The organism is Helicobacter baculiformis (genome assembly GCF_900197685.1).
GTDB classification, from domain to species: Bacteria; Campylobacterota; Campylobacteria; order Campylobacterales; family Helicobacteraceae; genus Helicobacter; species Helicobacter baculiformis.
This window is the reverse complement of record NZ_FZMF01000036.1, coordinates 1-14,697: the sequence shown is the minus strand read 5'-3', so window position 1 is coordinate 14,697 and position 14,697 is coordinate 1. Positions and strand designations below refer to the sequence as shown.

Annotated in this window: 6 protein-coding genes and 1 pseudogene; all 7 read left to right on the top strand. The window is 43.1% G+C overall.

The features are described 5' to 3' along the window. Nucleotides 1-762: pseudogene (locus C6G87_RS06145) on the top strand (collagen-like protein); the annotation flags it as partial. Between the two features lie 16 nt (nt 763-778). Further along, nucleotides 779-1,699 (top strand): hypothetical protein, encoded by a 921-nt coding sequence (locus tag C6G87_RS06140; protein ID WP_104752647.1) that lies wholly within the window; start codon nt 779-781, stop codon nt 1,697-1,699. A 17-nt stretch (nt 1,700-1,716) separates the two neighbouring features. Beyond that, nucleotides 1,717-2,061, top strand: coding sequence for a hypothetical protein (locus C6G87_RS06135; protein ID WP_104752646.1), 345 nt, complete (start codon nt 1,717-1,719; stop codon nt 2,059-2,061). A gap of 3 nt (nt 2,062-2,064) precedes the next feature. Then, nucleotides 2,065-3,015, top strand: a complete 951-nt coding sequence (locus C6G87_RS06130; RefSeq protein ID WP_382262690.1) for a CpaF/VirB11 family protein — start codon at nt 2,065-2,067, stop codon at nt 3,013-3,015. Continuing rightward, nucleotides 3,012-3,533, top strand: a complete 522-nt coding sequence (locus C6G87_RS06125) for a hypothetical protein (RefSeq protein WP_104752644.1) — start codon at nt 3,012-3,014, stop codon at nt 3,531-3,533. The genes C6G87_RS06130 and C6G87_RS06125 overlap by 4 nt, the downstream gene beginning before the upstream one ends. 2 nt (nt 3,534-3,535) lie before the next feature. Then, nucleotides 3,536-5,398: a type IV secretory system conjugative DNA transfer family protein gene (locus C6G87_RS06120; protein WP_104752643.1), complete on the top strand. Its 1,863-nt coding sequence runs from the start codon at nt 3,536-3,538 to the stop codon at nt 5,396-5,398. A gap of 18 nt (nt 5,399-5,416) precedes the next feature. Beyond that, on the top strand, nt 5,417-14,697 hold a 9,281-nt coding region (locus C6G87_RS06115; protein ID WP_158653114.1), incomplete at its 3' end, for an SNF2-related protein.

Genomic DNA, 14,697 nt, shown 5'->3' with positions numbered 1-14,697 from the left:
TATGACACGAGCGCCAATTCCTACTATAATGTTACGGGATGTGATTATAGCGGTGATTTAGGTAAAACACCTAAAATCGTGCAGCCCTATACCAAGATTAACACCACTAGCTCGATGAAGGATGAAGAAGTTAACGATCTGAACACTTCTAAAGATAGTTCTCATGATTTGCCGGAGTATCGAGTCTTTGAAATTAAAGAAAGGGTGTTAGGAAAACGCGAAAAAACTTCATACTCTTATTGCGATGATGGATATGACAATTGGAAAAAATCAAAAGACTACACGGCTTACTACAATGGCGATTTGAGGACTTTAGCGAGATGGACCACGGAATATAAGACTATCAATACTGGCACGACACAAGTATATACCCGCCCTAGAAACGATGGTGATGACGATGCACAATATAATACTTATAAATTTTTCTATGTCTCTAAAGCGAAAAAAGAGCTCAAACGCACCCCCCTTAGTGTGGATATTAATATACGCAATTTGGATGATGTCTACCGCCATAATGTTGAATTAGTGATGCTGTCTAACAAACTTAACTTGAATGCAGAAGTCCTAAAGGTGATTAACACGCCGGAGTTTAGCAGTTGGAAACAACAATACTACCACCCCGGTAATGGAAACTTATGCCTAGAATATTCCACAAGTGGAGATGTTTGGAAGCCTAGTAGCAAGGCTCGATATTGTACTTGGGGTGAGACTCCAAGTAGCAAATATAGTTGTGTGCACTATAATGATTGGGTAATTCCTTGATTGATGGAGGTAGCACATGCTAGAAAAAGTTTGGATGATTTTAGCATCAGCGATAGTGGGTCTGCATGCCCATGACTTTTCAGGTTTTTTAGCCAAAATGCCTGATACTGCAGAATCTGCAGAAGAAGCAGAACAAGTAAAGGCAGCTTCAAAACTGCAAGAAAGTCCTGTGCCAGACGCGCAGGCTTTGCAAAAGCGTGTATTTCAAAAAGAAAGACAAAAGCTCAGGGCATTGGAACAAGCAAGAGCCATGTTGATCAAGAGCGGCTGGTTCTTGGGCACTGAGATGGCTATTAGTGGGGCAGATTTTCGGCAAGATTTCAGTAGAGAGGATGGACAAACAGATACTCTAGTGTCCTATCAGGGCAGAGTGAAGGGAGCTAATTTTAACATGGGAGTGGTGGGGGGCTACCAGCACTACTTTGGCAATACCCAAAAGCACGGGGTTAAAGTGAGTACGCACCTCTATGGAGGCACACCTAGTGTTGTACGCACATCTATAAGAGACATAAGTCTAGCTACCACTTATACCCCTCTAAGCTTTGGGCTAGATGTGAAATATATCTTTGATTTTTTCACCCATATGGGCAAGCATCGCCATACTTTAGGGTTGTCTGCAGGACTTGGATGGAGAATGTATGAGTACTTTGCCAGCATTGCAACTTTGCGAACACGCATAAGTACTTTTCAACTCACTGAACCCAAAAATATTTTCAATCAAGGTTTTTATCCCACTATTGGGTTGCATTACTATTTGAACCACCACCAATTTAGCCTAGATTATCGCTTTGGCGGTGTGATTGGGTATGTCTCTTCCATGGACTCGGTGATCAGATTCAAGAGTGGGAAATTTAAAGGCGATGAAGCCTTTTCTTCTTTTAAAACCACCTTAGTGGGAAGTAGTTTTATGGCTTTCAATTATGCGTATTTATTTTAATACAACAAGGAGATACGATGAATAACCCAAGCAATGCTAACCATGCAAATAACATAAACCATGCAAATCAGACAAAGGACAATCCGCACAAGGATTCTTTCAAGCCCTCTGAAAAGCCCGCTGAGCTTAACGAACAGGCACTCTTAAAACGCATGAGTGAATTTGGACAAATTGATGCCAAAGAGCAACGTCTGCGCGCCCAAATTGAAAAATTGAATGCTCAGATCAAGAGCACCACGCTTGCCTATGAAAAAGAGTTAAAGAGCATTAAATTTACTTATGAAAAAGAGCACAGCAAGCAGTTGCTCAGGGCAAAGGCATTGTGCGATGAGCTAGAAAATTTGCAAAAGAAAAGGGTTTAGATGTTGGATTTAAGCCCACTAGCTAAATACAGGAATTTGAAGACTTGCATTGAGTCTTTTCTCCCTTATTTAGAGAGTGGGATCACAGAGCTTATCTGCAATACAGAACAAGAGCTCTGGCTTTATAGACTAGATGGGAGTCGCGAGAGAGTAGTAGATGAGAGTTTTAGCAAGGAGTTTCTGATTAGATTTGCAGAACAGCTAGCTAGCTATAGAGACTTGTTCTTCAATTATATCCATCCCACTCTCAACACTTCTATCCCTTTCACACGCTACCGCGTGAGTGTGAATCACTTTAGCATCAGTGCAGACGATCAGCCTTCACTTAATATCCGTGTGCCCAGCGATAAGAAGTTTGCTTTAGAAGAGTTTGCTCTTAGAGATGACAAATTCAGCTACGATGAGCTCAAGCAAATTGCCCTAGAAGGGCACAATATGCTCATTAGTGGAGGTACAGGTTCAGGTAAAACGAGTTTTTTAAACGCCCTGATAAGTTATATCCCTAGAGAGACGAGGATTTTGAGTGTGGAGGATAGCCAAGAATTAGATTTGCGCGAGTTTGCTAATCATAAGTCCTTGTTAGTGGGCAAGAATGAAGAGGCAAACTTCACCTATGAAAATGCCTTGAATATGGCAATGCGGATGTCTCCAGATAGATTGATGGTGGGCGAGATTGATACGAGAAATGCTTTGTTGTTTTTGAGATTTGGCAACACAGGACATAAGGGGATGATCTCTACCCTACACGCCAATAGTGTGCATCAGGTCATAGAAGCTATTGCGCTTAATCTAAGAATGAATAAAGTGGATATGGAGTTGCAGGTGGTGCGAGACTTCTTTAAGAGTGCCATTGATGTCGTGGTACAGATTCACTATGACAGAACTAGCAATACAAGATACATCCAAGAAGTGGTATGGACAAAAGACTTAGACAAGCTCAAGGGTTATACATGAGAGAGAGTAAGAGAGCCACAGGATTAAGAGTGCAGTGCTATGTCAGTGAAAAAGCTAAATGCATCTTGCAAGAACAAAGACTTCGACATAAAAACTTGAGTTTGACAGCACTTGTTGAGAGGATGATTTTAAATGCTGATTGCAAGTCTCAGTGCACTCCCCCAAAGCTTACTCAAACATATTTCACAAGCATTGTGAAGAGTATTAAGCCTAACGAGCATTTGTATATGCAGATGAATGCCAACGCCTCTAATTTGAATCAGATGATGCGCCACGCCAACATGGCTATGAAAAAGAGTCAGCTACTAGAACCCCTTTTTTGGGAGCAGACTTTTAATCTGCTAGCCAAGATGGATGAGGATATATGGCACTTGAGAAAGTTGCTTTTAGAGCTCTTAAGCCAAGTCTATACAGACATTGGAGAGAAAGAAAAAGCGCGTGTTTTTAAAAGAAGTTTGAAAAATTATGGGGAATATCGTAGCGCCCTTGTGCCCAACAAACCCAAAGCAAAGAATTAGCGATGAAACAACAATTTGCGGTGTGGATGAGCCTGTTTTTAAGTGTGTTGGGAATGCCGCTGTTTTTCATCGTATCTAATTGGTATGCCTTTGATGAGTTGCGCAGTTTCAAAGATGCCTATGTCTTTTCACATTCCATTATCTTAGGTTTACAACACGGGGCAAGTGTCTTAGATTTGAAATTTGAGGTCTATTGTACAGCCCTCTTAGCCCTCACTCCCCTAATCGCCACTCTCTACTTGCTCATACCCAAGATTTCAGAGAAGACTCACGGCTATGCCAAATGGGCAGGGGTAAAGGATATAGAATGTTTTAAAATCTTTTCTGAAAAAGGCTTCTTTAAGACTATCCATCCTTTGGGCGTGTGCTTTAACAAGGGCTTTATCTTGGGCAAATTTGGCTTTCCCTTTGCTAAGAGCGTGTGCTATGACAAGCCCCTAGGGGCGATGATTGTCGCCCCTCCCGGAGCGGGTAAGACAGCCGCTATTGCTATCCCTAACTTGTTAAGCTTGCCCACTTCTTGCATTGTTACAGATATTAAAGGTGAGCTCTGCTCCTTGAGCGCGGGCTATAGACAACAGGCGTTGCATAATGAAATTTTGGTATTCAATCCTTTTGGAGAAGACAACACCTGCTTTTTCAATCCCTTTGATAAACGCTTAGTAGAACCTATGAGCTTTGATTCTAAGCTTAGATTGGTGCAAGAAGTCGCCAATAATGTCTTTGCGCAAGAGGACAGAGATCACTGGGTGGCTAAGGCTAGAGAGCTGTTCTCTTTCTACGCCCTCTATGACTTATGCACCAAAAATGAATCAAGTTTCTATGATGTTGCAATGGGCCCCAATAAAGACTTTGCACCCTTGATCCACCATCAGAGCAAATACTACAGAATGCTTTACCAGCACGATCAAGAAGGTAATTTGCTGATCAATCCTGCAGGTCATCCCATTCAGAACCCCAATGCCAATCCCGCCCAACTTTTTTATCTGCAAGTGGGCGACCAAAAATACACAGATGTCAATGATCCTAGAAACTATGATCCCAGTGAGCCCGAACCTGAGCAGCGCACAGAGGGGGTGTTGGATGAAATCATTAGAAACGATGCCAGAGCTTGGGCGAATGCAGCTGAAGAAGAATTTGCCAGCATCAAATCTACTTTCAATCGCTTTGTGAGTGTATTCAAAAGCCCACAAGTCAAAGAAGCCACCTCTAAGATGAGCTTTGATTGTACGGACTTTAGAAAAAAGAACATCACGCTCTACATTAAGATCGCCCAAACAGATATAGCCACCCTTGCCCCCCTCATTAGAACTCTGCTAGAGAGTATTGCTAAAAACTTATTACTAGAAGAGAGCAAAAAGCCTGATGAGCGTATCTATTTCATCTTGGATGAATTTGTCAGATTTGGCAAGCTCCCCTTTTTGCTAGAAATGCCGGCTCTGTGTCGTAGCTACAATGTTGTGCCTCTATTCATCACTCAAGACTATGCGATGATTAGAAAGTATTACAGCGATGATGAGCTCAAAATCCTAAGGGGGGTGGTGCATTACAACATTGTGTTTAAAATGAATAGCGCCGAGGATGCCGAGATCATCTCTAAGGAGGTGGGACAATTCACGTGTTTGAGCAAAAACACCTCTACTGAGAAAGGACAACTTGTTTTTGGAGGCACAAGCTCTTATTCTTTAGAAGGTAGAGAGTTGCTCACACCTCAAGATATTTTAAATATCCCTGATGATGAAGTGATCATTGTAGTTACGGGCAAAAAGGCGACCCCTCTAAAACTCAAGGCTAATTTTTACTTTAAAGATAGAAAGTTGTTAAGCCGCGTGAACTGGACAATCAAACCCAATAAAGGCGATTAAAGAATGGCATGGAACGAGATGTCTTTAGCAGAAAGAAAGAGCGCATTTGCCCATTTCAAGGCACAGGAGTTGCAAGCATACTTAGAGCACCAACACCTCTCTTTGCATAAAGCACAGAGCCTAGAAAAAGCTTATAATCCTAGCACGGGCAATTTTTATACAGATTTGCATGCCTTAGCCTTGGACGCTAAGATGGCTGAATGTGGTTATGCTAGAAACCAATGGGTGTCTTTAAGCAGGGCACTCTCATTAGGTGCAGACCCCCAAGAGATCGCCCATATCAAGGCAAACACCAGAAACAGACAAAACCCACGGGGGAACATAGAAAAAGTCAGCATTTCGTATTTGCAGACAAGAGATAAAGAGGGCAAGTCTTTAGCAGAACCCATTTTCAACATCACAGACCTTTATAATGTCGAGGTGTTTCAAACCTTAGATGCCAACCGCTTCAAAGAGCCTAATCCTCAAAGTTTGCATAGACAAGAACACAACGCACAGGTGCGCCTTGTTGATTTGCAAAATGAATTAAAACCTGAACACTACACACAACTACAAGAATACATGCAGGCTAGAGCTCCCATAGTGGAGCAACAAAGTCCAGAGCGCGTTTCTGAGGTGAGCACTTTGCAAGCCGAAGTGAGTGCCTTAAAAGCAGAGGTGCAAAGATTGCAAGCAGAACGCGAGGCTGATTTGGAGCGACATAGAAAAGAGCAAGAAACCCTGCAAGCCCAAAATACAGCCATCTTAGAACAATTAGAGCAACTGAAGCAACTAATGGCGCAATTCACATCCAAGCAGGAACACACGGCTGAAAGTGAAGTCCAGCAAGAACCCCCCACACCCCCAATCTCTGATAAAAGACTTGATGTCATAGAACAAGAGGAGCGTAGCGCGCAGGCATTAGAGATAAACGATCCCACGTCCGAAAACTCCACACAGAAAAATGTGGCAGTAGAGGGTAGCGCACACAGCATCGTTCAAGAAGGTATCGAGTTAGAGAATACTGCAACAGACAGTACAGAGCAAGAAAATATAGAACAAGATTTTTGGACATGGCAGGAGCTCTTAGAAGAGATTGAGCCCGATTTTTCTTATGACAAAGAGAAAATGGTAAGCTTGTATGGAGAATATTTCTCCGCTGAATTTGCCTTAATGCGTGGCTCTAACTTTTATAGGGGGGATAAGGTAAAACAAAAGCAAAAGCTCAATGATTTGCTCAATGGTTTTTACATTAGCAACCCCTACTACCTGCCTGTGTACACCATCCCTGAAAAACTAGAAGAGATTTGCGTGTCTTTAGAGCAGGGAAAATCTCTCTCTGAGGATGCACACTTAAGAGCACAACTCTTAGAAGTGCATGAGCGTGTATACTATAAGGTTAGTAAGGTAGGAGAAGAGAGCATAAACCCTATCACACAGCCCTATTTTTACAAACACATGCGCGAAGTGGAAAGTATTTTAGCCCAAATCTTTGAAGAAAACTGCAATGAAGTTTTTGTGTCTGATAGTGTCGGTACTGGGGCGTTACCCCTTCAAGAACTCAATGATTATTTGATCAAAGGTCTTAGAACAGCTGGCATGCTTTATGAGCGCGATGCCAATGATGAAAATCGCCCCTTCATCCCCACACCCTCTGCTTGGGATGTTGATATGCAATCAGCTTTAGTTGCAGACCTCAGACCCCTAGAAAATGTGGCACAAGAAATCCACACTTCATCTACGAAGTACTATATCTATGAAATGGGTAGCTATGTACTGAAAGATTGGCTATACAAGCTTGTAGATGATTTAGACAAGAATCTTCAAAACCCGATACAATCCACACCACCACATACAGGAGAAGACCATGAAAGAAGCGAGCATAGAGGAGTTTATGCAGGCGATACAAAGCAGTATGGGGATAGACAAGGACAACCCATGGTTGGAGGGATTGTGGGAGAAGTGGGAGAAACTAGCTCAAGAATTGAGCTCACAGGAGAGGGGATACTTCTTGAGTCTAGGGGAGGAGGGGATGAAGGAGAGCGCAGGGCATTACGGGGATCAGTTGAAGTTGAGCATCCAAATAGGCTTAGAGAGGGTGATGGAGCGCGAGCAAGAGGAGAGGCAGAAAGTGCAGATGGAGCGCGAGGACCTTCTACTCTATCAGGAGGCAATCTCAAAGGGGATTTATCCATTAGAGCGCATGCACATCCACCCATTGAGGTTGGAGACCTTGAAAGAGAAGATAGAGAGGACCAATCCGGAGCGCTGGGAGCAACTGATGTGGTTATACAATCACGAGAAACTGGAGGGTTACGAGTTTCTGGTGCTGGATCGCTGGAGGAGCTGGTTTCCTCACATGATCTACCATCTACACCTAGACATTCTGTTCTACATAGTGCGCGACCAAACCAAGATGGAGTTAGCGATCTTGGATCGGACACAGGCACAGATTCAGCGCGCAGAGGGGATAACAGATATGGAGATACTCCAACAAGCCCAAATCAACCCCTATCACTGTTTGATCATAGACCCCCCCACCACAGGGAGGAATTACAGCGAGTGCTTGGGCAAGGACGAGGAATTGATGGCACACTCCAATATGAGTCTGGAGGCATTGATACACCAGAACTAAATACCTCTGAAATAGGAGGAGCAGAAGTTGAGAGTGCCAATGCAGAGGACACACAAGAAGCAAGCACGAACATACAGGCAGTGGGCAATCCTCAGAGTGATTTTAAAACCCAAGAGGAGCGCACCCCCACCACCCCTAAAAGACGCTATGAAGCCAATGTAGCAGCCATCAAGCTTCTAGAACAGCTAAGGCAAGAACACAGAAAAGCCACTAAAACAGAACAAGAAATTCTAAGCCGGTATAGTGGCTGGGGTTCTATGGGTGTTTTCTTTGATTCTAGCCAAGAGAGCCCAGAGTTCTTGGAATTGCAAACTATCTTAGACCCCGCATCTTACTACCAAGCCCGCACATCCACCCTAGATGCCTACTACACCCCTAAGATGATCGTAGATGCCATCTATGAAAGTTTAGAGCGTTTTGGATTTAATAAGGATGGTAATACCAAAGAAATCTTTGAGCCCAGTGTGGGGATTGGGAATTTTCTAAGCTATGCCCCACCGCATGCTAATTACCACTTCAGCGCCACAGAAACAAATAGTGTGAGTGCTAGGATCACTAAAATGCTCCACCCACTCCAAAACATCTGTCGCGAGAAGTTTGAAAAATTCAACTTCACCCGTGATTTTGATGCCTTCATTGGCAATCCCCCCTATGGGGAGAATTTGATTTATGATGGGGACAAGGACTTAAGTGGCGCGAGTGTGCATAACTACTTTGTGGGTAAGGCTCTCAAACATTTGAAAGAAGATGGCATTTTAGCCTTTGTCATCTCTAGTTCTTTTTTAGACGCAAAAGATAGCACGATGCGTGAGCACATCGCCAAGCAAGCCAGCTTCTTAGGGGCGATTAGACTACCCAATGATGTGTTTAAAGGCACAGGCACCGAGGTTACTACGGATTTAGTGTTTTTCAAAAAGGGCAAAGATACAGAGCTCCACCAAGAGTTTATACAATCTGCCCCCTATTACAGAGTGGGCGAAAAGCTGGACTTGGATTTGCTCACTCCACACACGGAGCACATCAGGGGCACTACTGCTCACGAGCACCTCAGACTAGCTAAGGCTATTGATGAATTCTTGGGGATTGGCAAGGCTAACAGCACGCCAGAGTTAGTGGTCCCAGACTGGAATGAGGCACAAAAAGAACAAATACACGCTTTCTTTGAAAGGAATAAAAAGGATATCTTAGGTTTTTGCTTCAATGAGTATTTTGCCAAACACCCTGAGCATATCTTGGGAGATGTGCAAATGCGCATCGCCCAAAAAAGTTTGGAGCTCACCAACACTCCCCAAGCCTCTTTAGATTTAAAGCAAGCCATCTCTTCTCTCATCTCTACTTTGCCCAAAGACATCTACAAGTATAGAAAAACAGAATATCCCCAAGGGCTTGTGATTTTAGATCACTCACACCACAAATTTGCCCAATATGCCAAAAGTTTCAAGAGCCTAAATGTGGGCAATTATGTAGAGTTTGAAGGAGAAATTTACAAGATCAAAGCTATGAACAACTCGGGGAGAGAAGATGAGAGCTATTTGGAGGCATTGCCTGTTATCCTCTTAGAACAAGTCCCCCAAATCAAAACAAAAATGCAAAAAAAGCGTATCCAAGCTTTTATCCCTTTAAGAGATGCGTTCAATGACTTGCTCAAAGCGGAATTAAGCCCCTTGAGCACTGATGGGGAACTAGAAATCAAAAGAGAAAAGCTCAATACTCTCTATAATGGTTTTGTAAAAACCTTTGGTTATCTAAATGAAAACAAAAACCGCAAAGACCTCAAATATGACTTGCACGGGGCTAAGGTTCTAGGCTTAGAGAGAGAATTTGACAAGGGCATCAACAAAGCCCAAGCTCAAGCTCAAGGCTTATCTGTGAGAAAACCCCGTGCTCAAAAGGCAGATATTTTCTCTAAGCGCACCCTAAGCCCCAAGAAAGCATTTGCTATCACCAATGCTAAAGAAGCTCTGATTGCCAGCGTGAGTGAAACGGGGGGATTGGATTTAGCCTTTATCGCCAAACACTTCACAACACAGAGTGTAGAAAACACCCTTGAAGAACTTTTAGAGCAAAAGTTAATCTTTAAAAACCATTTAGAACACCCTAGCTATGTCCTAGCCACTGACTATTTGAGTGGGAATGTCAAGCAAAAATTCAAAGAGGTCAAACAAGCCATAGAGGCAGGTAGGGAGGATTTAGCAGAGAATTTAAAAGAGCTAGAAGCCATCATCCCAGCAGACATCAAGGCTATCGACATATCCGTGCATTTAGGCACGCCCTGGATCCCACCTACATACTATGAGCAATTTCTCTTAGAGCAAGTCGGAGAGAATTATAGCCAATCGGGTAGAGAGGGCGTGTTTTATGAGGACTATATCAAGCAATGCCTCTATGTGGCTAAAAACCCTAGAGGCTTTCATGTCAATGACACTACAGAATTAGACTTCTTAGGCATTAGGGATAAATACAATCCTAGCAAAATGAAATTGAGCGGAGCGCGTTTGTTAGAATGTGTGTTCAATAACACACCCCTTGAAATCAAATACCCCGATCCTAACAAAGTTGATGCAGAGGGCAAACCTGTAATGGTGGTGGATGAGGAGCAAAGTGCCTTAGCCCAAGAAAGGGCTATACAACTCCAAGAAGCCTTTAAAGAGTGGATTTATGCAGATTATGAACGGCGCACACATTTAGAACAAATCTATAACGACACCTTCAACACCGATGTGCTCAAAAGCTATGATGGATCGCACTTGCATTTAGAAGGCTTTAACCAAGACATAGAACTTAGACCCCATCAAAAGAATGCCATTTTTAGAGCGATCCAAGAGCGCACCCTGTGTTTGGATCACCAAGTGGGGGCAGGCAAGACTTTAGTGGCTATTGCGAGTTGTATGGAGCAAAAGCGTATGGGCTTAGTCAACAAGAGCTTGATTGCTGTGCCCAATCATTTAACCAAGCAATGGGCGCAAGAGTTTTACAAAGCCTACCCTGATGCTAATGTCCTAGTGGTGGAGAGTGAAGACTTTAGTCCTAAGCAACGCGAACAACTCTATAACCAGATTGCCAACAACCAATACGATGCCGTGATTATTGCCCATAGCCAGTTAGAGTTTTTGGCTAATCCTGAACAAACTATTACGCACATGTGGGCTGAAGAAGAAGAAACCTTACGTAGTAGTAATAAATATTTAAGACAACTGGTCAAGAATGGATTGTTAGACAAATCAGCGGTGATGAGTGTCCGTGCTGAAGAACAGGCTATCAAGCGCATAGGAGCCAAATATTCTAAACTATTGACACAGAATAAAAGCCACATAGACATAAGCCAAATGGGCATTGACAACTTGATTGTAGATGAAGCCCATTTGTTTAAGAACTTAGGCTTTAGCACCAATATGCAAGGCGTGGCAGGTTTGGGCAATCAACAAGGCTCAAGGCGTGCTAGCGATCTCTTTGTCAAGACCCAATACCTACACGGCAAAGGGGCTAAGATCATGTTTTTAACAGGTACGCCCATTGCTAATTCTATTGCAGAGCTTTACCATTTGCAACGCTATTTACAGCCGGAGACCCTCAAAGACAAGGGCATCTACAACTTTGATGACTGGGCACAAACCTTTGGGCAAATCCAAGCAGATTTAGAGTTAGACACCAGCGCCCAAAATTATAAAGTGGTGAGTCGTTTTTCTAAATTCAATGGGGTGCAAGAACTTAGCACGATGTATCGAAGCTTTGCAGATGTCATTAGCAATGCAGACATTCAAAAATTTAATCCCCACTTCGTGCCCAAAATAGAGGGAGGCAAGCCCATCAACATTGTTGTGCCTAGAAGTGAGGATGTGGCGCGTTTCATTGGGATACAAGATGAAGAGGGTAAATTCAATGAAGGGAGTATTGTGGATCGGATGGAAAAATGCAAGGGTAAAAAGCCAGAAAAGGGAGGAGATAATATCCTAGCTTGCACCACAGACGCTAGAAAAGCAGCCCTAGATTATCGTTTGATTGATCCAGATGCAAAAGTGCAAGATAAGCATTGTAAAGCCCAAGCAATGGCTGTGCAAATCTATGAGCAATATAAAGAGTGGGATAAGGACAAGGGCACACAATTAGTCTTCATTAGTCTATCTACCCCCAAAGTGCATAGCCAGAGAGTGCAATTAGAGGATGCCAACACCCAAGAGCAAGAAAATATCCAAGATGGCGTGCAAGAGCTTTTAGAGAGTCTGACAGAATACAATGAGCAAGGGCAAGCCACCACCCCTAGCCAAGCAGAACTACAAGACGCATTAGCAGAAGAACAAGCCAAAGCCTTAGATGTAGACACACAGATAGCCCAAAACGCCTCCTTTGATGTCTATAGTGATGTGTTAAGAAGGTTAGTCAAACTAGGCATCCCCCAATCTGAAATTGCCTTTATCCACGATGCCAAAACTGAAGCGCAAAAACAAGAACTCTTTAAAAAAGTCAATAGCGGAGAAATCCGGGTGTTATTAGGCAGTCCAGCCAAAATGGGAGTGGGCACGAATGTGCAAGAACGCCTAGTAGCAGGGCATTTTTTAGATTGTCCTTGGAGACCTGATGAACTCTTGCAAATGGAAGGACGACTTATCAGACAGGGCAATGTCTTGTTTGAAAGAGACCCTGAACACTTTGCCATCAAACTCTTTAGATACGCCACAAAACAGACCTATGATAGCAGAATGTGGCAGATCATAGAGAGCAAGAGCAAAAGCTTGGAGCAATTTAGAAGCGCCCATAAACTAGGTCTTAGAGAATTAGAAGACATCACAATGGGGAGTGCCGATGCTTCAGAGATGAAAGCCCTAGCTACCGGCAATCCCTTGATTGTGCAAGAAGTGCGCTTGAGACAAATTCTTAGAAAAGAAGAAAATCTCTACAAAGCTTTTTTAAAAGAACAACACTTCAAACAAGAAAGTTTGCAAAGAAATAAGGGCGCATTACAACACTCAAAAAAGCAGTTAGACACTCTAAATGCCCTCATAGAGCGCAGAGAACCCAAGAGAGAATCTGTCAGCATTGAGCTTTATGAGGGGAGTTTTCAAGAACCCAGAGCTTTAGCTTTAGGAGCAACAACAAGCAAGACACAAGTCTTTCATCTCTTGAAATCTGAGGAGTCAAACAAACAAAACTTGGAGCGTATGGAAAAGCTCTTTAAGTCTCTAGTGCAAAATGCTATAGAAAATGAGGGAGTGGAGATAGATGTGATGGGCTATAGAGGCTTGCTTTTCAAGGCGATGTCTTACCAAAACAGGCTAGAGTTTTACATCTGCCACCCGGATGATTCTAATCTCTATACCCAACCTGACAATCTAATCTATACCAAAAACAAGCAACACTTGCTAGATGTCGGGAGTTTTCAAGACATAGACTTTAAAAGCTTTTTGCGCAAGTGCAACAATAGCCTAGAAAAGCTAGAAAAAACAATCCAAAGAGAACAAGAACACCAAGACAAGATAGAACAAGAAGTCAAGAGCTTAGAAATCTTGCTGTCTAAAGAGGCGCAGTATCCTAAATTAGAAACCTTGCAAGCCCTTAAAGAGGATTGTAGAGAGATTGTGAAAGAGATTGCCAAATGCAGTGCAGACAAGAATTATAAGAGTGCCTTTGTGGCTAGGTCTGAGCAATTTGCTAGCAAAGCAGAAGCTACAGCAACACACAATCTCACATCTGAAAACAATGCACAAGAAAGTATGGCAATACCACACAACACCACAACACACACCACCCCAGAGAAGCTAGAGAGCAAAGAGGGCATTCTAGCAAGTGAAGAGACCAATATAGCACCACAGATTTTCTACCATCCCGCCCTAGAGAGTGTTTTAAACCACATGCTAGAAAACCCAACCTTTGTGCAAAACTTTGTAGCTTCAGATGCACAGAACCAACGCACCGCTTTTGAGGATACATTCAAAAAGGATGGAGTGCTTCGTCTTTACCAAGAGGGTCAAATGGAATTTTACAGGTTCTTCACAGAGAGTGAAAAATCCAAAGATGCCCTCACAGAGCTCTTTACTGCATTTAAAGAGAGGTTAGAAAAGAGGACGCAGCAAGAATTAGAAGCCCAACATCCAAGCGCATCTGGTGTAGAGAAAGCGGGCAACAAAGGCGAGGGACAAGAAATAGAGAAAGAACATGGCAATGCATCCTACATTGCACAAATCAAAGCCATGAACGCTTTTTTGGTAGAGGAGGAGGCGCGTTTAAGAGTTGAACTGGAGAGAGAAGAGCCACTTTATGAGGCATGGATGCAAAGGGCACTTGAACACAAGCAGGCGTATTGGGAGCTTTACCGCCAAGCTGAGTCTATTGGGTTTAGTATCAACAGGGCAAAAGAAGGCCAAGAAATGATACAGCCACAAGAGTTAGAGCACTTGGAGCAAGAATACGCACGGCTTGAACAAGAAAAAAAGAAGCATGAGGATGCGTTCAAAGAACATGTGAGGTTTGCAGACCTACTTAGCGATGAAGAACGACTCAAAGATGACTATTCACGGAGATCCTATTTGAGGGGTTTGAAAAGTGATCATCAAATCATCTTGGCAGAAATAAAACGCACCCAAACAGACCCCACCTACATTAGCACCTTCAGACCAGAGTGTTCTGACAATGCGAGTTGGCATGCTGCTTTCTATGATTCTTTTGCTGAAGAGCGCAATAACATCACACA

Bases quoted from the DNA above. Each gene is read 5' to 3' on its own strand.
- C6G87_RS06125 (WP_104752644.1), top strand. From the start codon at position 3,012: ATGAGAGAGAGTAAGAGAGCCACAGGATTAAGAGTGCAGTGCTATGTC.
- C6G87_RS06120 (WP_104752643.1), top strand. From the start codon at position 3,536: ATGAAACAACAATTTGCGGTGTGGATGAGCCTGTTTTTAAGTGTGTTG.
- C6G87_RS06140 (WP_104752647.1), top strand. From the start codon at position 779: ATGCTAGAAAAAGTTTGGATGATTTTAGCATCAGCGATAGTGGGTCTG.
- C6G87_RS06135 (WP_104752646.1), top strand. From the start codon at position 1,717: ATGAATAACCCAAGCAATGCTAACCATGCAAATAACATAAACCATGCA.